This window comes from Acrocarpospora macrocephala, from assembly GCF_009687865.1.
GTDB classification, from domain to species: domain Bacteria; phylum Actinomycetota; class Actinomycetes; order Streptosporangiales; family Streptosporangiaceae; genus Acrocarpospora; species Acrocarpospora macrocephala.
The window spans coordinates 1-18,358 of the sequence record NZ_BLAE01000103.1 but is presented as its reverse complement, the minus strand read 5'-3'; the positions used below and the strand labels follow the sequence as shown (position 1 = coordinate 18,358).

Annotated in this window: 21 protein-coding genes and 1 pseudogene; 9 read left to right on the top strand and 13 right to left on the bottom strand. The window is 70.2% G+C overall.

Translation table 11 applies throughout. The annotated features are described in order from the left end of the window. Window positions 1-10: 10 nt before the first annotated feature. The gene (locus Amac_RS50245) at window positions 11-475 is read right to left on the bottom strand and encodes a MarR family winged helix-turn-helix transcriptional regulator (RefSeq protein WP_155361510.1); all 465 of its coding nucleotides are present in this window, start codon (window positions 473-475) and stop codon (window positions 11-13) included. A gap of 145 nt (window positions 476-620) precedes the next feature. Between Amac_RS50245 and Amac_RS50240 the strand changes: the two genes are divergently transcribed. From Amac_RS50240 to Amac_RS50220, 5 genes are all read left to right on the top strand, one after another. Then, window positions 621-1,268 carry a nitroreductase family protein gene (locus Amac_RS50240; RefSeq protein ID WP_155361509.1) on the top strand — a complete coding sequence of 216 codons (648 nt, stop codon included), beginning with the start codon at window positions 621-623 and terminating at the stop codon, window positions 1,266-1,268. A 58-nt stretch (window positions 1,269-1,326) separates the two neighbouring features. Beyond that, window positions 1,327-1,545, top strand: coding sequence for a transcriptional regulator (locus Amac_RS50235; RefSeq protein WP_155361526.1), 219 nt, complete (start codon window positions 1,327-1,329; stop codon window positions 1,543-1,545). Between the two features lie 110 nt (window positions 1,546-1,655). Continuing rightward, complete coding sequence (locus Amac_RS50230) at window positions 1,656-2,612, top strand: D-alanine--D-alanine ligase family protein (protein ID WP_155361508.1); 957 nt, start codon at window positions 1,656-1,658, stop codon at window positions 2,610-2,612. Continuing rightward, window positions 2,609-3,988, top strand: a complete 1,380-nt coding sequence (locus tag Amac_RS50225) for a UDP-N-acetylmuramoyl-tripeptide--D-alanyl-D-alanine ligase (protein WP_155361507.1) — start codon at window positions 2,609-2,611, stop codon at window positions 3,986-3,988. The genes Amac_RS50230 and Amac_RS50225 overlap by 4 nt, the downstream gene beginning before the upstream one ends. Window positions 3,989-4,060: 72 nt before the next feature. Next, window positions 4,061-4,753 carry an aspartate/glutamate racemase family protein gene (locus Amac_RS50220; protein ID WP_155361506.1) on the top strand — a complete coding sequence of 231 codons (693 nt, stop codon included), beginning with the start codon at window positions 4,061-4,063 and terminating at the stop codon, window positions 4,751-4,753. 22 nt (window positions 4,754-4,775) lie between these two features. On the opposite strand, the gene Amac_RS50215 is transcribed toward Amac_RS50220, so the two are convergent. Together Amac_RS50215 and vanY-N are read right to left on the bottom strand one after the other, a co-directional pair. Next, window positions 4,776-6,761, bottom strand: coding sequence for an ATP-binding protein (locus Amac_RS50215; protein WP_155361505.1), 1,986 nt, complete (start codon window positions 6,759-6,761; stop codon window positions 4,776-4,778). 39 nt (window positions 6,762-6,800) lie between these two features. Continuing rightward, a complete protein-coding gene (gene vanY-N / locus Amac_RS50210; RefSeq protein WP_155361504.1) occupies window positions 6,801-7,346 on the bottom strand; it encodes a D,D-peptidase/D,D-carboxypeptidase VanY-N in 546 nt (181 codons plus the stop codon). 191 nt (window positions 7,347-7,537) lie between these two features. On the opposite strand from vanY-N, the gene Amac_RS50205 reads away from it, so the two are divergent. The 3 genes from Amac_RS50205 to Amac_RS50195 are packed head-to-tail and all read left to right on the top strand — an operon-like array spanning window position 7,538 to window position 10,174. Continuing rightward, window positions 7,538-8,212, top strand: coding sequence for a response regulator (locus Amac_RS50205; protein ID WP_174900324.1), 675 nt, complete (start codon window positions 7,538-7,540; stop codon window positions 8,210-8,212). 7 nt (window positions 8,213-8,219) lie between these two features. Next, the gene (locus Amac_RS50200; RefSeq protein ID WP_155361503.1) at window positions 8,220-9,686 is read left to right on the top strand and encodes an ATP-binding protein; all 1,467 of its coding nucleotides are present in this window, start codon (window positions 8,220-8,222) and stop codon (window positions 9,684-9,686) included. Continuing rightward, window positions 9,683-10,174 carry a GerMN domain-containing protein gene (locus tag Amac_RS50195; RefSeq protein ID WP_218041756.1) on the top strand — a complete coding sequence of 164 codons (492 nt, stop codon included), beginning with the start codon at window positions 9,683-9,685 and terminating at the stop codon, window positions 10,172-10,174. Before Amac_RS50200 ends, Amac_RS50195 begins: the two co-directional genes overlap by 4 nt. On the opposite strand, the gene Amac_RS50190 is transcribed toward Amac_RS50195, so the two are convergent. The 9 genes and pseudogenes from Amac_RS50190 to Amac_RS55710 all read right to left on the bottom strand — a co-directional run bounded on the left by Amac_RS50190 (window position 10,175) and on the right by Amac_RS55710 (window position 16,446). Continuing rightward, complete coding sequence (locus Amac_RS50190; RefSeq protein WP_155361502.1) at window positions 10,175-11,428, bottom strand: RNA polymerase sigma factor; 1,254 nt, start codon at window positions 11,426-11,428, stop codon at window positions 10,175-10,177. Window positions 11,429-11,451: 23 nt separating this feature from the next. Continuing rightward, window positions 11,452-11,802 carry a YciI family protein gene (locus tag Amac_RS50185; RefSeq protein ID WP_155361501.1) on the bottom strand — a complete coding sequence of 117 codons (351 nt, stop codon included), beginning with the start codon at window positions 11,800-11,802 and terminating at the stop codon, window positions 11,452-11,454. 99 nt (window positions 11,803-11,901) lie between these two features. Then, window positions 11,902-12,495, bottom strand: a complete 594-nt coding sequence (locus Amac_RS50180; protein WP_246269220.1) for a response regulator — start codon at window positions 12,493-12,495, stop codon at window positions 11,902-11,904. Next, complete coding sequence (locus tag Amac_RS54265) at window positions 12,444-12,671, bottom strand: hypothetical protein (protein WP_170323058.1); 228 nt, start codon at window positions 12,669-12,671, stop codon at window positions 12,444-12,446. The genes Amac_RS50180 and Amac_RS54265 overlap by 52 nt, the downstream gene beginning before the upstream one ends. 35 nt (window positions 12,672-12,706) lie before the next feature. Then, the gene (locus tag Amac_RS57640; RefSeq protein ID WP_281356422.1) at window positions 12,707-12,991 is read right to left on the bottom strand and encodes an MMPL family transporter; all 285 of its coding nucleotides are present in this window, start codon (window positions 12,989-12,991) and stop codon (window positions 12,707-12,709) included. Window positions 12,992-13,076: 85 nt separating this feature from the next. Beyond that, window positions 13,077-13,376, bottom strand: a pseudogene (locus Amac_RS57635) (MMPL family transporter); the annotation flags it as partial. After that, window positions 13,373-14,665 carry an MMPL family transporter gene (locus Amac_RS55715; protein WP_218041758.1) on the bottom strand — a complete coding sequence of 431 codons (1,293 nt, stop codon included), beginning with the start codon at window positions 14,663-14,665 and terminating at the stop codon, window positions 13,373-13,375. The gene Amac_RS55715 and the pseudogene Amac_RS57635, both read right to left, overlap by 4 nt. Window positions 14,666-15,058: 393 nt before the next feature. Beyond that, on the bottom strand, window positions 15,059-15,931 hold the full coding sequence (gene surE, locus Amac_RS50170) for a 5'/3'-nucleotidase SurE (RefSeq protein WP_170323059.1): 873 nt from the start codon (window positions 15,929-15,931) through the stop codon (window positions 15,059-15,061). A 305-nt stretch (window positions 15,932-16,236) separates the two neighbouring features. Continuing rightward, window positions 16,237-16,446 carry a hypothetical protein gene (locus Amac_RS55710; protein ID WP_218041754.1) on the bottom strand — a complete coding sequence of 70 codons (210 nt, stop codon included), beginning with the start codon at window positions 16,444-16,446 and terminating at the stop codon, window positions 16,237-16,239. Between Amac_RS55710 and Amac_RS50165 the strand changes: the two genes are divergently transcribed. Further along, complete coding sequence (locus tag Amac_RS50165; protein ID WP_218041753.1) at window positions 16,433-16,894, top strand: class I SAM-dependent methyltransferase; 462 nt, start codon at window positions 16,433-16,435, stop codon at window positions 16,892-16,894. The genes Amac_RS55710 and Amac_RS50165 overlap by 14 nt on opposite strands. A 123-nt stretch (window positions 16,895-17,017) precedes the next feature. Here the strand turns inward: Amac_RS50165 and Amac_RS50160 are convergent. Next, the coding region (locus Amac_RS50160; protein WP_155361499.1) for an FAD-dependent monooxygenase at window positions 17,018-18,358 on the bottom strand (1,341 nt) is incomplete at its 5' end.

Sequence of the window (18,358 nt, the reverse complement as noted above, 5' to 3'; positions counted from 1 at the left end):
ATGAAGGCTGTTAGTCGCCGATGCGGAGGAGCTTGCCGAGGAGCGCGGCGAGCTGGCCACGTTCTTCGGGGGTGAGCGCTTGGAAGGTGTCGTCGAGGAACGCGGGGATCGACGTCTGGGCCTCGGCGAGCCGCCGCCGGCCTGAGGCGGTGATGGTGACGGCGTAGGAGCGCCGGTCATGGGGATTGCGTTCCCTGCGCACGTGGCCCGCCCGCTCCAGGTCGTCACACACGCTGACCATGACGCTGCGATCGATGCGCAGCTCCTCGCTGAGCGTCTGCTGCGAGCAGGGGCCAACGGCGTCGAGCATCTGCAGCACCAAGTGCTGACCGACCCCCAAGCCCTCCTCGGTGGCGCGCGTTTCGGCGGCGCGCGCCACGGCGGCCGAGGCCCGGCACAGTGCGATGTCCAGCCGCTCGGCCGCGAGCTGCGGGAAGTACGTCGGCCGCGCGCGGCCGGCTGTCTTCGTCGGCATCGATCCCCTCTTCCGTGTACGGCCAGCGTATACCAACGGTCTCGTTACAGATTGTTTGACAGCGGATTGTCGTTCCTCATACCGTCTGTCAGCAGATTGTTTTAGTTCAGATGAAATGACCCGTCAACGCCTGAGGAAGCACACCATGACCTTGGATCTGACGCCCGACGAACTCCTGACCACCACCCGCGCCGTGCGCAAGCGGCTCGACCTCACCCGGCCCGTCCCACGGGAGCTGATCGAGCAGTGCGTGGACGTGGCCATGCAGGCGCCGACCGGGCGTAACCGGCAACGCTGGCACTTCCTCGTCGTCACCGACCCCGCCCGGCGGCAGGTCGTGGCCGACATCTTCCTCCGCGCCCTGCCGCTCGCGGTCGGGCAGCCGTTGACCGAACACGACCTGCGGCGCATGAACCACCACCCCGGCTCCATGGAGCGCATCTTCGACGGTCTGCGCCACCTGGCCGACAACATCCACCGCGTGCCCGCCTTCGTCATTCCCGCCGTGGAAGGCCGGACCGATCACGCTCCCGTGGCCATCCAGGCCGGCGCATGGGGATCGATCCTTCCCGCCGTGTGGAGCTTCATGATCGCCGCCCGCGCGCGCGGCCTTGGGACGGTGTGGACGACCGCGCAAGGACCGCTCGAAGAAGAGCTGGCCGAGGCACTCGGCGTGCCGTACGACGAGGTCATGCTGGCCGCGTTCATCCCCCTGGCCTACACCATCGGCACCGACTTCAAGCCCGCCCGCCGGATCCCGCGCGAAGAAGTCCTGCACTGGGACCACTGGTAGGAGCGCCGCATCGGATACCCGGTTTTCAACGGACACGCCGGATCGAGCCGACTCGGCGCTGTCCAAACACATCTCCGCGCTGGCCAACGCCGGCTACGTCTCGGTGCGCAAGCAGCAGGACAAGGGGACGCGGCGCACGTACGTACAGCTCACCCAGGAGGGACGGCAGGCCTTCCAGCGGCACGCGGCGGCACTGGAACGGATCGTCGCCCTCGCGCGCACCCCGACGGAACAACCCGGCGAACTCGGCGCGACCCAGGACGCTCCAACCATTTGAGGCCCATGATCATTGGTCCGGAACTGGACAGCGAATGGCCTGGGAACTGGTCAGGCGAAGAGCCGACGCTCGGCGGGGAACACCGTGCCCCCGAGGAAGGCTGATAGATCGTGACCGAACGCGTACGCGTGGCTGTGCTGGCGGGTGGGCCGTCCGCCGAGCATGAGGTGTCGCTGCAGTCGGCGCAGGCTGTGCTCGATGCGCTGCCGAGGGATCTGTACGAGCCCGTCGCCGTCATCATCGACCGGCAGGGCAGGTGGCCGGTGGAGCTGCGGCGCGAGCTGGTGGACGTGGTCTTCCCTGTGCTGCACGGGCCGTTCGGCGAGGACGGCGTCGTCCAGGGTCACCTGGAGACGCTGGGCATCCCGTACGTGGGCTGCGGCGTCCTGGCCTCCGCCGTGGCCATGGACAAGGTCGCGATGCGGCGCGCGTTCCTGGCGGAGGACATTCCGGTCACCCCACACGTGTGGTTCACCGAGCACGAATGGCGCACCACCACCGACTACTGGGGTCTGGTGAAGCCGCTCGACTGGCCGATGTACGTCAAACCGGCCAACATGGGCTCCTCCATCGGCATCTCACGTGTCACCTCCATGGCGGAGCTGCGCGCGGGCGCGGATCTGGCGCTGGCCTACGACCGGGTGGTCATCGTCGAGCAGGGCGTGACCGCGCGCGAGCTCATCTGCGGCGTGCTCGGCGGCTATGACACTCCGGATGCATCGGTGCCCGGCGAGCTCATCGTGCCCGGCGACTGGCTCGACTATGAGGCCAAGTACCTCAGCCCGGCCGAGATCGCCGGCATCCCCGCCGTGCTGCCGGAACGGGTGGCCGAAGACGTGCGCGAGCTGGCCCTGCGCGCCTTCCGGGCGATCGGTGGCTACGGCCTGTCCCGGGTCGACTTCCTCTATGCGGAGGACACGGGACGCCTGTACGTGCTGGAGATCAACACCATGCCCGGCTTCACCTCCCGTTCCGTCTACGCCAGGGCCTGGGCCGCGAGCGGTGTCCCGTACCCGGACCTGCTGCGCCGCCTCGTCGACCTCGCGTTCGCCAGGAGCGGCTCATGATCCCCATGGCGCTGAACAAGATCGCGCAGGTGGTCGGCGCACGCCTGTACGACGTGCGCGACCCGCAGGCGCTGGTGACGGCGCCCTCGGCGGTCGACTCCCGCGAGGTGATGCCTGGCGGCCTGTTCGCCGCGACGGTCGGCGCCCGCGTCGACGGTCACGACTACGCGGCCGGCGCCATCGCGGGCGGCGCCGTCGCCGTGCTGGCCGCACGGCCCGTCGGCGTGCCCGCCCTCGTGGTCGAGGACGTCCAGCTCGCGATCGGCCTGCTGGCCAGGCACCTGCTCGAACACATCAGCCCGACCGTGATCGGCCTGACCGGCTCCGTGGGCAAGACCACGACCAAGGACCTGCTGGCCCAGGTGCTCGAACGACACGCCGCGACGGTCGCCACCGACAGGTCGTTCAACAACGAGCTCGGGCTGCCGCTCACCGTGCTGCGTGCCGATGCCACCACCCGCTACCTGGTGCTGGAAATGGGTGCGGGCCGGAAGGGCGACCTGACCTACCTGACCGGGCTCGCACCGCCCCAGGCCGGGCTGGTGCTCAATGTCGGCACCGCACATGTGGAGCGGATGGGAGCCGGGCCGGCCGACGTGGCCGAGGCCAAAGGCGAGCTGGTCGAGGCACTTCCGGCGGACGGGTTCGCCTTGCTCAACGCCGACGACCCGTACGTCAGGGGCATGGCCGGCCGCACCAGGGCCCAGATCCTGTGGTACGGCAGGTCGGCGGAGGCGCAGGTCCGAGCCGAGGACGTGCGGCTAGCCGACCGCGCGCGAGCCGCGTTCGAGCTGGTGACGCCCACCGGCCGCGCCCCGGTCCAGCTCGACCTCATAGGCGAGCACCAGGTGAGCAACGCCCTGGCCGCCGCCGCCGTCGCCACCGCACTCGGCCTGGGCGCCGCCGAGATCGCCGATGGGCTGCTCTCCGCCCGGCGGCGCTCCGCGGGCCGGCTGGAGATCGTCGAACGACCTGACGGCATCACCGTCGTCAACGACGCCTACAACGCCAACCCCGAATCCATGCGGGCCGGGCTGCGGGCGGTGCAGGCCCTGGCCGGCACCCGCCGTACCGTCGCCGTGCTCGGCGCGATGGGGCAGCAGGCGGACGCCTCCCGCGCCCGGCACGCGGAGCTGGGCCGGCTCGTCGCCGACCTCCGCTTCGACGTGCTGATCGCGGTCGGAGCAGGGGACCCGCTCGCGATGGCGGAGGCAGCGAAGTCCTCGAACCAGGGCGTGACCGTCCATACCGTCGAGGACGTGGCCGGGGCCCTCAGGCTGGCCACCGCGCTTCTCGAACCGGGAGACGTGGTGTTCGTCAAGGCCTCCAGCGAGATCGGGCTCGGCGCCTGCGCCCGCGCGCTGGCCGGCGCCTGAACAGTTTTTGGTCTTCTAGATGAGCAGGCGCTCCGCCTAGCCTGCCCGCACAAGCTGGCGAAACGGAGTTCCATGCGCACTATCGGTCTCATCGGCGGGTTGAGCTGGGAATCGACGATGATCTACTACCAGATCATCAACCAGCGGGTACGCGAGCGGCTCGGCGGCAGCCATTCCGCCAACAGCCTCATCTGGTCGGTCGACTACACGACCGTCGAGGACCTCATCTTCGCCGACCGCTGGGACGAGGTGAGTACGTTGCTGGCCGGTGCGGGCGGGAACCTGGCGGATCTCGGCGCCGACCTCCTGCTCATCTGCAGCAACACCTTCAGCCGGGTGAGCGACGACGTGGAGCGGGCCGTGAGCGTGCCCGTGCTGCACATCGCCGACGCCGTGGGCGCCGAGGTCCGCGCCAGGGGCATGCGCAAGGTCGGTCTGCTGGGCACGCACTTCACCATGGAGCAGCCCTTCTACCGGGATCGGCTGGCCGCCCACGGCTTCGACGTGGTCGTCCCGCAGCGTGAGCAGCGGGAACTGGTTCATCGCGTGATCTTCGATGAACTGGTGCGTGGGGTGCTCCGGGAATCGTCCAGGGACGCGTACGCCCAGATCATCGATGATTTCGCGGACGGCGGCGCGGACGGCGTCATCCTCGGCTGCACGGAGATCGAGCTACTGATCAGTGCGAAGGACAGCGCCATCCCGGTGCTGCCGAGCGCTCGGCTGCACGCGGAGGCGGCGGCCGGCTTCGCGCTTGCCGGCTGACACGCCCTCGGTCGCGTTCGGCTCAGGCGCCGTACAGCTCCCGGTGCCACAGGTCGGCGCAGACACGTTCGATGCCGGCCGTCAGATGGCGGCGGTAGGTGGTGAAAGGGAGGCCGAGTCGTTCCGCGGCCAGCTCCTGGGTGGGCGTGCCGCGCAGGAACGTGACGGACAGCGCCCGGTGGAACTTGACCGAGCGCGGATCCGCACGCAGGTCGTCGATCGCCTGGCGGAGCAAGTCACCCAGTGCCGTGGCCGGGGTCTGCCCGGCCCGCTCGGCGATCAGCCGGGTGCGCGTCAGCGGGGAAGCGGCCAGCGCGTCCGGCCGCGACAGCTGGCGCAACCCCTTGCGAACCGCCTCGGCGAACTCCGCCTGGGACAGCACCGCCAGCTTCGCCGTCGCGGCGCTCGGGCCGCCCGCAGGCAGGTGGTTCATCCGCTCCAGCCACGCCTGCGCCGGCACTGCGCGCCAGTCGTGAACGAACAGGGTGTACGGGTCCTCCCCCGGCCGTGGCTGCTCGAAGATGTCACGCATCCCGTAATGCCGTAAATGCTCCACCCACGCTTGGTTCGGAAGCGCTATCTCGATATATGACCATGCCATCCGCTCGGCCCGCAGACAATTGCCGATCACTCGCCACTGGATCAAATCCAGCACCGGCGAGTTTCCGCGATACGGCGGCAGCGCCCACAGCCGGCTGACCGCCAAATGTTCACCGGCGCGCAACGGCGTGGTGGCACGCGCATGCGCCCACGCCATGGCCACGAGGGGATCGGCCGTCAGCTCCTCCTCATCGAGTTCCGCCAACTGCAACCACGCGGAGAAAGCCACGGGCTCGCCGGTTTCGGTCCGTCGATACAGCCGGAACGCCTCCGGCTGACGTTCCGCCCAGAAGGCGGCGCAGCCTGCGGACGCCGCACCCTCCGCTGCCGTCGCCACCCGGAGCAGCGTGCCGACGTCCTCCTCCCGCAACACCTCTTCCTGGAACTCGCCCTCGTCGTGGCGGTCGCGGAAATCGGCCCCGTTGCCACGATGCAGGTAGAGCAGTGCCGCCACCGCGCCGAGCACGTCCCCATCGCTCGCCGTGCGCACCCGCTCCGCCAGATGCGCATGGATGCGGCCGTGCATCATCGCGTACCCCTCGGGATCCCGCCAGCGCAGGTCCGCCTCCAGCAGCTCTCGCACCACGACATGCGGAAACAGCCCGAGACTGCTCGACTCCACGAACGGCAACCGCCGCAACCACCGGAACAACGTCCCGGCTTCCTCCGGCAAGGCCGCCCGCAGCAGGTCCTCCGTCGTCATGTACGCATGCGCGCAGATCTCCAGGGCACGCCGATGCGCCGCCGAAGGCAATTCGCCCACCAGCTGATCCAGCAGCGTGGCCACCACGTCCTGATTCGGCGTCCACCGCCCGCCGTTCTTCACCGCCACGGCCGCCCCCAGGAGCAGCGCCAGCGGATGACCACCGGCGAAGGCCAGCAGCGGCTCGCGCAACTCGGCCGGCACCCCGGCGGAGTCCATCAGGGCCTGCGCATCTCCGGCCCGCAGGTCGCGCAGCGGCAGCACCGCCAGCGTCCCCGCCCATCCCGGATCCGCCTGCCACCGCATATCCGGCGGGTTTCGCCCCGCGATCACCACCAGCGCCCCCATGGGCAGCCGCGGCAGGAATCGCTCGCGCAGCCATCCCTCCAAGCCCTGAATTCGTTCGAAGTTGTCGACCAGCAGCACCGCGTCCGGATCGCGAAGCAGGAGCTCAGACACCACCGACGGCGGCTCCAGCATGCGCCCGTCCACCAGGGACACCGGCCGCCCCGCCACGTCGGCCTCGTGCGCGAACCGCCGCAACAAGGCCGACTTCCCGATGCCGCCGGGACCGTGCACGTACAGAACGCTGCAGCCGCCGCCGTACAACGCCGCGTTGAAAACCGCGAGCTCTTCCTCCCGCCCCACGAACGCCATCTCACGCGCTGCTTGCAGGCGCCATCCCAGCAATCCGGACAATGACATACCCCTAACTCCTCTCCGAACTCCCGGTCAATACCGCTGTTAGCCCACGCCGGGGTGGGGGCGTCGACGTGGTGGCGTGCCGCCGCTGCCCGGGCGGTGCTCGAAGTGCCACCACTCGTTGTCGTAGATGCGGTAGAGGTCGTAGCGGGCGCCGTGTTCCTCGAGCCAGCGCGCGCCTTCGTGCGGGCGCACGTCCAGCGCGATGCCCTTGACGTGGCAGGATTCCGCCGGTGGTAGCACGAGCATTCGGGCCGAGGCCGGGGAGCCGGCGCGGCGCACCTCCTCGTCGAACATCCGTTGCTGGACCAGGGGATCGCGGTATCCCGAGGTGAGGCCGATGAGCTGGCCGTGACGCCAGAGCGCCTCGGTGCGCGCCGCGCTGAACGCCGCCCTGGCGCCGTCGGTGAGCCCGGTGAGGTCCTCGGCGGGGAATCGCATCCGCAACGCCCAGCGGCAGGCCAGTTCGCGGGCGCGGCCGGGATGGCGGACGAACGCCGCCGGCAGCAGGAGCACGGCGAGCACCAGCGTGATCGCGGCGTACAGCCGGTCACGGGGCCGAGGTGGGATGGTTCGTGGCTCGTTCATGACGAACTACGATTGGCGCCGAATATGCGCGCGTTGTCAGCCGTATGTCACCGTTTGTCGACGGCGGCCACCGCCGGCGAGACCGTGACACAACCATGACATGGCGCGGACGAGGCGGGGACACGGTCGGCCGACAGTGGATGGGGTTGACCGGCGGGGAAGTTACGGAGCGTGCGGTGAAAGTCAGCGGCGTGTCGCGAGTGTTGTTGATCGAGGATGATCCGGCCGTGCGGGAGGGCCTTGAGCTGGCCCTGACCGGGCATGGGCACCGGGTGCGCGCGGTGGAGTCCGGCGAGCAGGGGCTGGACCGGCTGCGTACGGACCTTCCCGACGTCGTCGTGCTCGATCTGATGCTGCCTGGCATGGACGGGTTCGAGGTCTGCCGCCGCGTCCGGGCCGCCGGGGAGGTACCGATCATCATGCTGACCGCGCGCGGCGACGACATGGACGTGGTGGCCGGGCTGGAGGCGGGCGCCGACGACTACGTGGTCAAGCCGGTGCAGCCCAGGGTGCTCGAGGCACGCATTCGCGCGGTGCTCCGGCGGACCGGCCGGGACCAGGCGGAGCTGGAGCGGCACGGGGACCTGACCATCGATCGGGCCGGGCTGGTGGTCGCCAACCGCGGCGTGCCGGTCAGCCTCGCCCCGACCGAGTTGCGCCTGCTGCTCGAGCTCTCCGGCACGCCGGGCCGGGTGCACAGCCGCCAGCAGCTGCTGGAGTCGGTGTGGGAGCACGGGTATTTCGGCGACTCGCGTCTCGTGGACGCGTGCGTGCAGCGGTTGCGCGCGAAGATCGAGGACGACTCGGCGGCGCCCGTCTACGTGCAGACGGTGCGGGGGTTCGGGTACCGGTTCGGGCCGGTGTGAGCCGCCGGTGACACCTCGGCCGAGCCTGGGGCTGCGTGCCCGGCTGTTGTTCGCGTTCGCCCTGCTGTGTGTGGTCACCGCGGCGGCGGTGGCCGGCGGGATCTACGTCCAGGCCCGCAACGACATTCTGCAGCGGACCCAGGATGCCACGGTCCAGGCGGTGACAAGCCGCCTGGAGGCGCTCTACCCGTTGCGGAGCGCGGCGCCGGGCTCGGCCGAGCTCGGCGAGATCGCCGACGCCGTGACCGACCAGAACAGCAGCTTCGCGGTCGCCTTCTACCGCGAGACGCACTCGCCGGTCCCCTCGCCGCCGGGGGACTTGAGGCCGGGCGGGAGGGCGCTGCTCTGGGATCTCGGGGTGATTTCACCTGAGTTGCGGCGGGTGGTGGCCAGCGGCCGTACCGCGTGGCAGCGGGTGGTGTTGCAGGACTCGCCCTGGCTGATCGTCGGCACGCCGTTGCTGATCGCCGAGCGGGGTCGGACGACGCGGGTGTCCGGCATCGAGGTCTACACCGCGCGGAACCTTCTTCCCGAACAGCGCAGCATCGACGAGCTCGCCACGCGCGCCTGGCGCACCGGCGGGGCGGCCCTGGCGTTCGCGGTCGTCCTCGCGTTGCTGGCCGCCCGCGGCGTGCTGCGCCCGGTGCGCGAGCTCGGCCGGGCGGCACGCCTGCTGGGCGAGGGCGAGCTGCGGACCAGGATCGCGGTCAGCGGCTCCGACGAGCTGGCCGACGTGGCACGCACGTTCAACAACACCGCCGCGGAGCTGGAACGGCACGTCAAGCAGCTCCGCGAGATGGAGGCCGACGCCCGCCGGTTCGTGGCCGACGTGTCCCACGAGCTGCGCACCCCCCTGGCCGCGCTCACCGCGGTCGCCGACGTCCTCGACGAGGAGGCGGCCCGGCTGCCCGAGCCCGCCGGCAAGGCCGCCAGGCTGGTCAGCCAGGAGACGCTCAACCTCACCGGGCTGGTGAACGACCTCATCGAGATCAGCAGGTTCGACTCCGGCGTCGCGGCCCTCACGCTGAACGAGATAGACGTGGCCGAGCTGGTGCGCGCGACCCTGCGGGCCCGGGGCTGGTCCGAGTCGGTGCACGCCGAGCTGCCACCCGCGGTGACGGCACGGCTGGACCCGCGCCGAGTGGACGTCATCCTCGCGAACCTGGTCGGCAACGCCCTGCGGCACGGCGAACCGCCGGTGTCGGTACGGCTTTCCGCCGACCCGCACTGGATCGCTCTCGAGGTCCGCGACCACGGACCGGGGCTGGACGAAGCGGTGCTGCCGCACGTGTTCGACCGGTTCTACAAGGCCAACGCGGCCAGGGCCAGGTCCGAGGGCAGCGGCCTCGGCCTCGCCATCGCGCGGGAGAACGCGCGCCTGCACCGAGGCGACCTCACCGTCGCCAACGCCGCGGACGGCGGCGCCATGTTCACGCTGCGCCTGCCACGCCGTCCGGACGGAGGCCCCGAGTGAGGACCGGGCTCGCCCGCCACGTGCTCGCCGCGGGCCTCGTATCGCTCGTCGCCGTGGCCGGCTGCGGCGTGCGCCCCAGCGGGGTCATCATCGGCGGCGACCCACCGAGCGGAGGCGTCGCGCCAACCACGACGATCACCCTCTACCTGGTGAAGAACGGCCGGCTCAGCGCGGTGACGCGGCCCGGACCCGGTGGTCGTCCACTGTTCAATGCGGACACGCTCGCGCTGCTGGCAGCCGGACCCACCGCGACGGAACAGGCGGACGGACTCACCACCGACGTCCCGCCCGAGGCCGGCCCGTTCTCGGTGACCGCCGAGCCGGCCGGCCACTTGGTGGTGACCCTGTCCACTCCGGCCGGCGAACTGTCCGCACTGGCCGTCGAGCAGATCGTGTGCACGGCCGCCGCCACGACGCCGGAAAGCCCTGCCCAGGTCACCGTCGTCGGTGCGGGGCAGAGCGTCGGCCCTCGAAACTGCCCGGGGTAACTATCCTCTGTCATGGGCCGGCTCGGTCTCGTTCAGCCGGCGCCGCAGGTGGGCCCGTTCGGGTTCGGTGCCGGCCAGTTCGAGCGCTTCCCGGTAGGCCGCCGCAGCCTCGGGCAGCCGGCCGAGGCGCTGCAGCAGGTCCCCGCGGGCGGCCGGGTAGGGGTGGTGACCGCGCAGTTGCGGCTCGTCGGCCAGCTCGTCGAGCAGTGCCAAGCCGGCCTCGGGGCCGTCGCGCATCGCTATCGCCACGGCACGGTTCAGCGCGACGACGGGGGACGGTGTGAGCGCGAGCAGTACGTCATAGAGCGCCACGACCTGCGGCCAGTCGGTGGTCGCCAGGTCGACGGCCTCGTCGTGCAGGGCGGCGATGGCGGCCTGCACCCCGTACGGGCCGGGGGGACCGCCGGTCAGCGCGATGATCACCAGGGCGCGGCCCTCCTCGATCATCGTACGATCCCAGCAGGCGCGGTCCTGCTGGTCCAGCAGCACGATCTCGCCGTCCGGGCCGGTCCGGGCGTCGCGTCGCGCGTGGATCAGCAGCATCAGCCCGAGCAGACCGGCGATCTCCCGCTCGGCGGGCAGCAACCGGCGCAGTATCCGCGCCAGCCGGATGGCCTCCTCCGCGAGGTCGAGCCGCTGCAACCGCGGGCCCGAGCTGGCCGCGTAACCCTCCGTGAAGATCGAATAGATGACCTGGAGCACCCCGGGCAGGCGCTCCGGCAACTCATCGGCGCCGGGCACCCGGAAGGGGATGCGCGCCTCGCGGATCTTCTTCTTCGCCCGGACGATCCGCTGGGCCATCGTCGCGGTCGGCACGAGAAAGGCCCGCGCCACCTCAGGCGTCGCCAGACCGGCCAGGCAGCGCAGGGTCAGCGCCCCGCGGTCCTCGGCCGCGAGCGCGGGGTGGGCGCAGGTGAAGAACATCTGCAACCGCTCGTCGGGGAGATCGCCGTCGGCGTCCGCGGGCGGAGCGGGGTCGGCCCGGTCCGCCTCCACCTGCAGGATGGCGAGACGGGCGGCGTAGGCCTGGTCCCGCCGCAGGCGGTCGACGGCCCGGCGCCGGGCCGTGGTCAGCAGCCAGGCGCCCGGCCGGGCCGGAACGCCCTCGACCGGCCATTGCACCAGGGCCGCCTCGATGGCCTCGGAAGCGACCTCCTCGGCCAGGTCGAGATCGCCGAAACGGCGGACGAGGGAGGCGAGCAGCCGGCCGCGCTCCTCACGGAACACCGACTCCACTGACGACTGGGCGGACATGCCGGCTCCCTCGTCCCGCACCGTCAGGCCCCGAAGTCGGCGATCGGACGCACCACGACCGACCCGCTGCCGCGCGCGCCGGGGTTGCGGGCGGCCCAGTCGAGCGCGACATCCAGGTCCGGCACGTCGATGACGTAGAAGCCGCCGAGAACCTCGCGGGTCTCGGCGAACGGCCCGTCGGTGACGGTCCGCCTGCCGTCCTGGCCGACCTGCACCGTCGTGGCGGTGACCAGGTCCGCCAGCGACTCCCCGGAGACGAAGATCCCGGCGTCCTTCAGCTCCTTGTCGTAGCTCACCCACTCCTCGAAGCTGCACTCGGCGGGCGCGCCGTTCCCGTCGACCGCACCAGCGTTGATCAGCAACATGTACTTCATGGTCCGACTCCTGTTGTTTCCTCGCGCGGCGGGGTTGCCGTACACCTATGACGTCGTACAGGAACCGCCAAATCGACAGGCCCCGAGGATTTTTGTTCGTCAGCGGGAGGGCTGCGGGCGTACCAGGCCAGTTTGGTAGGCGATGACGACCAGTTGGGTACGGTCGCGGGCGTGCAGTTTGGTCATGGCGCGCTGGATGTGGGTGCGGACGGTCAGCGGGCTGACGACCAGGTGGTGGGCGATCTCCGTGTTGGACCTGCCTTCGGCGGCCAGGGCCATGACTTCGCGTTCCCGGGTGGTGAGGGCGGTCAGTCGCTCGGCAGGGGGCGCGTCCTGTTCAGGGGTGGTGAGGAATCGGGTGATCAGGGCTCTGGTGGCGGTGGGTGACAGGAGGGCGTCGCCGGCGGCGACCGTGCGGATACCGTCGAGTAGCGCGTCGGCGGAGACGTCCTTGCCGAGGAATCCGCTGGCGCCGGCGCGCAGGGCCTGGGCGACGTACTCGTCGGTTTCGAAGGTCGTGAGGATGAGGACGCGGGTGGCGGACAGGCTCGGGTCGGCGCAGATGGCGGTGGTGGCGGCGAGGCCGTTGGCGCCGGGCATGCGGATGTCCATGAGGACGAGGTCGGGGTGGTGGACGCGGGTCAGCGCGACCGCTTCTTCGCCCTCGGCGGCTTCGCCTGACTGCGGCGCCACAGCAGCGCCAGCGTGCCGAGCACGGCCAGCGGCACGGCGGACCGCCAGCTCAGGTTGTCGGTGTAGGACAGGTCGCTGTTGAGTATCGCGGGGCCGGACGTGGCGAAGAGCAGCAGGGCGATGAGTGCCACGTCGACGACGCGGGGGTTGCTCTTGGCGTACTGGCTGATCGTCATCGCATGCTCCGGCCCGGGGTCCATGGTCTCCCACGCTATGAGCTACCCGAGGCGGTCAGCGCCGGGGCACCGGTGGTGTGGCGGCTGAGGGCTTTGCCTTCCACGTCGACGCGTGGCAGCAGCCGGTCGAGCCATCGCGGCAGCGACCAGGCCCGCTCGCCGAGCAGCGCGAGGAGTGCGGGCACGAGGGCCATGCGAACGACGAAGGCGTCGAACAGGACGGCGGCGGCCAGGCTGAATCCGATCATCTTGATCATGGGCAGGTCGGCGCCGACGAACCCGGAGAACACCGCGATCATGATCAGGGCGGCGGCCACCACGACCCGGGCGCTGTGCCGGAAGCCGGGTGACCACCGCCTGCCCGGCCGGCTCTCCGTGGGTGTACGCCTCCCGCATCCGGGTGACGAGGAACACCTCGTAGTCCATGGCCAGACCGAAGATCATGCCCACCAGCACGATCGGCATCATGCTGATGATCGGGCCGGTCTGCTGCAGGCCGATCAGGCCGGCGCCCCAGCCCCATTGGAAGACCGCGACGACCGCGCCGAGCGAGGCGAGCACCGACAGCAGGAAGCCGAAGACGGCCTTGAGCGGCACGATCACGGAACGGAAGATCACCAGCAGCAGCAGGAAGGCCAGGCCGAGCACGATCGCGAGATACGGGACGAGCGCGTCCTGTACCTTCCGCGCGACGTCGATGTTCACCGCCGTGGTGCCCGTGACCAGGAAAGTCGCGCCAGTGCCGTACTGGGTCGTTCACCGCGGATGAGCCGGACGACGTCCTTGGTCTGCTCGCTGGTGGGGGCCGTGGCCGGGGTGGCGGTGAACAGCGCGGTGTCGCCCGCGGGGTTGAACTGGGCCGGAGAGACGGACACCACGCCCGGAGTGCCGGCGATCTTCGCGGCGATGGTCCGCACCGCCGCCTGCGGGTCGCCCGCGCCGTGGGCGTCCACCACGATGGTCAGCGGGCCGTTGAAGCCCGGCCCGAAACCGTCGGCGAGCGCGTCGTAGGCCCGGCGCTCGGTGGTCGCGGTGGACTTGGTCTCGTCGCCGGGCATGCCCAGCTGCAGGTCCACCACCGGTACGGCGAGCACCGCCAGGCTGACGACCGAGCCGAGCAGCACGGTCACGGGGCGGCGCAGGACGAGCCGCGCCCAACGGGTCCCGGCGTTGTCCGTTTCCTTCCTCGCCCTGCCCGTACGGACACGCCGGGCGAGTACGGCGTCCGGCCAGAAACCCAGCAGCGCGGGAACCAGGGTCAGCGCGACGAGCACCGCGATCACGACCGCCCCGGCCGCGGTCACGCCCATCATGCCCGCCGCCGGGATGCCGACCACCGCGAGCCCGGCCAGCGCGACGACGACGGTGAGCCCGGCGAAGACCACCGCAGAGCCAGCGGTACCCACGGCCAGGCCGGCGGCCTCCTGGGGCGGGTGTCCCTTGGCTCGTTCCTCGCGGTAACGGGAGACCACGAACAGGGCGTAGTCGATGCCGACCGCGAGTCCCAGCATGGAGGCCAGGGTGCTGCTGGTCGCGGACAGCCCGAAGACACCGCCCACGGTGAAGATCGTGAGCATGCTGACACCGACGCCGAGCACGGCGGTCACCAGCGGCAGGCCCGCGGCCACCAGCGAACCGAACGTGATCAGCAGCACCAGCGCGGCGAGCCCGACACCGACCAGCTCGCTCAGCCCACCGACCTCAGGCTGACCGGCCAGCACCGGCCCACCGACGTCCACCGTCAACCCCGCCGCCCGCGCCTGGTCGACGGCCTCCCGAAGGTGATCTTTGGTGGCGTCGGTGAGATCGTCGGCTGTCGCCGTATACATGACGGTCGCATACGCCGTCGACCCGTCCTCGCTCACCGCCCGCGCCTGGAACGGGCTCACGACGCCGCCGACCTGGCGTCCCCCCGACACCTCGCCCACGAGCCGGTCGATGATCGCGCGGTTGCCGGCGTCGCTGACCTTCTCTCCTGCCGGGACGACGAACACGACCCGGCGGTCGCCTTCTCGACGTCGCCGGGGAACCGCTGCTGCATAAGGCCCAGCGCGTGCTGCGCCTCAATGCCGGGCATGGACCCGGTGTCATCAGGGAGCTCGGACGCGGTGGTCGACGCGAAGCCGACGCCGCCCAGAACGGCCACCCACACCAGAACGAAATACCAGCGCCGTCGAAAGGCCAGACGGCCAAGCCGGTAGAGAAACGCAGCCACGGGACGAGGCCTCCGTATCGGAATCGAGGACCTCGTCAGCCTCGCCCCCCGCGAACGTTCCCGTCGTCGTGCGCCTGCTGGCAATTCCTCTACTGAAATCGCAGTAGTTCAGGCTCCCCGACCGTCAAGCGCGCCTCCGGTTGGAGGCGCGCGACGGGGGTCGCCTCGCAGATTACGGGGTGAGGCTGTTCACGCGGGCGCGGACCAGGGCGGTGACCACCGGGCCGGCCTCCCAGCTTCCGTCTATCGCGGTGATCGTGACATTTCCGGCGGTCAGTAGGGTCCGGTCGGAGTTGTTGTCCGGGTCGGGGGTCGTGGAGAAGACCGGGAGGATGCGGAAGCACGTCGGGCAGACGTCCGTGGCCGGGGCGTAGGCCGTGGTGATCGGCAGTGACAGGCCCAGCGAGGCGGTTTTCACCTGGCCGGTCGTGACGATCGGATAGTTCACGTTCAGCCCGGTGTGCGGCGGCAGCAGGCGGCCGTTCTGCTGGGTCACGGCGAGACGGTTGACCAGTTTGACGGCGAACGCGGTGGCCTGCGTCATGGTCGGGAAGGCCGAGCCGTCCCTGGCGACGCTCAGCGCGATGGACGGCAGGCCGGCGGCGAGGGCGGTGACGGCGGCGCCGACCGTGCCCGAGTGGTTGGCGAGCGAGGCGACGTTCTCGCCCGGGTTCGGGCCGGAGACGACCAGATCCGGCGGGTTGCCGGCGAAGACCGTGTTGACGCCGAACGCGACCGCGTCGGCCGGGCTGCCCGCGACCGACCAGACGCCGGGCGACACCTGCGACGCCGTCAGGGTGGTGCCGAACCTGATGTTGATCGACGTGCCGACGGCGCTCGCGTCGGCCGCCGGGGCGACGATCGTGACCTGGTGGCCCGCGGCGATCAGCGCGGTGCGCAGCGCCTGCGTGTAGGTCGAGGCGTAGCCGTCGTCGTTGGTGAGCAGGATGCGCAGCGACGGCGGAGTCGCCTGAGCCTGTACGGGATTCGCCAGCGTCAGCATGCTGACTAACAGGGCTGGGATGAGAAGGATTCGTCGGAACACGATCGGTCTCCTTGTCGTCAGGCGCTCGGCGCCTGGTATTTCCAATTGCATGGGCTCGGCATCGATAGGGGTGTCGACAAGTTCAGATCCATCGTTCACCTCGCATTCACGAGGATGGTTCCAGCGCACCTCAGAACCCATTTCGGCCAGCATGGATAGAGATCGAGCACGAGTGACGCGAAAGTGAACCTGCCCGGCACCAGCGTGCGACACCCCGTACCGTGGAGCACACCCCTAATTTCTCCACCCCTAGCCGAAACTAATTGCCACCAGATCTAACGAGGGAAGAAAACGGGGAATATGACTCATCCGACGCTGCGTGAGGTCGCCGATGTGTCAAGCCCCGAGTCCGGCAGGATGATCACATGGCAGAGAAGAACGGCAGGCGATGGAACCACAACATCCATTACCACCCCCGCATCCTGCGCGCGATCCCTGAAGGCGCCCAGCGCGCCCTCGACGTCGGCTGCGGCGAGGGCATGCTCGCCCGCGAGCTCGACCGTGCCGCGCGTCACCGGCATCGACCTCGACGCGCTCAGCATCGACCAAGCCCGTGAGCACCCGGACGACGTCGAGTACATCCTCGGCGATTTCCTCACCCACCCCTTCGAGCCCGCCTCGTTCGACGTCGTCGCGTCGGTGGCCACCCTGCACCACATGGACGCCGCCACCGGGTTGGCCCGCATACGCGACCTGCTGCGCCCTGGCGGCGTCCTGGCCATCGTCGGCTTGGCCCGTAGCACCATGCCCAAAGACCTGCCACGCGACCTGGCCGGCGTCGTCGCCGGTCTCTCCCATCGCGCCATGAAGGGCCACTGGGAGCATCCGTCCCCCATCGTGTGGCCGCCGCCGGTGACGTACCCGCAGATGCGAGCGCTGGCCGCCGAGATTCTGCCCGGCTCCCAGTACCGCCGTCACCTCCTGCTGCGTTACAGCATCACCTGGCGCAAGCCGCAGGACTGAGCTGCGGCACCGGCCGTCAGGGTGACAGCAGCCCGTGGCACAGCTGGTCGGCACTCCAGTCCTGCCTCCAGCCTTCCGATGGTCAGTCGCTACTGGCCGTTCCGATCATCCTCGCGGGCCTTATCAGCTGGCGGGCTTGCCGAACCAGCGGGAGAGGTGGTCGTCCAGGTCTTGCTGATCGTCGCCGATCCAGGCGACGTAGCCGTCGGGGCGTAGCAGGACGCACGGAACATCCAGGTCCGCTGAGGGGTCCGCAAGGTAATCGACCCGGTCTGACCAGCCGCCGACGGTCAGGCGTTCGGTGCGGTCCAGCAGCAGGCCGCGGCCGCGATGCAGCAGACCGTAGAGGTGGCCCTGTTTCACGTCGATGTCGCGCAGGCGGCGGCCGAGCAGGTCGGGGCCCTCGCCGAAGTCGTAGCGGATGCCGACCGCGGCGATCTTCTCGATCAGATGGCGGTTCACCTCGTCGAAGTCCATCAGTTCGGTGAGCAGCCTGCGCACGGCCTGCGGGCCCGGTTCGGTGGACAGCAGTTCCGTCTGGGCGCGGGTGTTGTCCAGCACGTCCTCGGCGACCGGATGACGTTCGGCCTGGTAGGTGTCCAGCAGTGTGTCCGGGGCCCAGCCGCGGATCTGTGCGGCCAGTTTCCAGCCGAGGTTGAACGCGTCCTGAACGCCCAGGTTGAGGCCCTGTCCGCCGATGGGTGGATGGATGTGTGCCGCATCGCCGGCCAGCAGCACCCGCCCCACCCGATAACGTTCGGCCAGCCGGGTGGCATCCCCGAAGCGGGACATCCAGCGCGGGGAGTGCACGCCGAAATCGGTTCCGGCGATGGTGCGCAGCTGTTGTTTGAAATCCTCGAGGGTGGGCGGTTCCGCGCGGTCGCTGACTCCCGCGGCGGGGACTAAGACGCTGTAGACCCCTTCGCCGAAGGGCCGGAGCCAGAATCGCTGATGGGTCTGGCGGATTTCGGTCACCTTGGCGGCGATCTCGTCCTGCGGCACGCCTGCTTCCATCTCGCCCATCAGCGTCTCGGTCCGTGCGGGCTCGCCGGGGAAGCCGACGCCGAGCAGTTTGCGCACCGTACTGCGCGCGCCGTCACAGCCGAGGAGGTAGCGCGAACGCAGCTGTTCCCCGTCGGCCAGCTCGACGGTCACGCCCTCGTCGTCCTGCTCGAAACCGGCGACCGCGCACCCGCGCCGGACCTGCGCACCCAGTTCGATCGCGTGTTCTTCGAGGAGATGTTCGATGACCGGCTGCGGGATGCCCAGCAGATAGGCGTACGCGGAATCCAGGCCCTCGGGCGCGGGTTTGGGGATGGCGGCGAAGATACCGCCGACCGGACGCCGTCTTCCGCGTTCGAGAATGCGATCCAGCAGTCCGCGCATCGCCATCAGCTCGAGACTGCGAATATGCAGACCGACTATGCGGACGAACGAGGCGGGCTCGGTTTCCTTCTCCAGAAC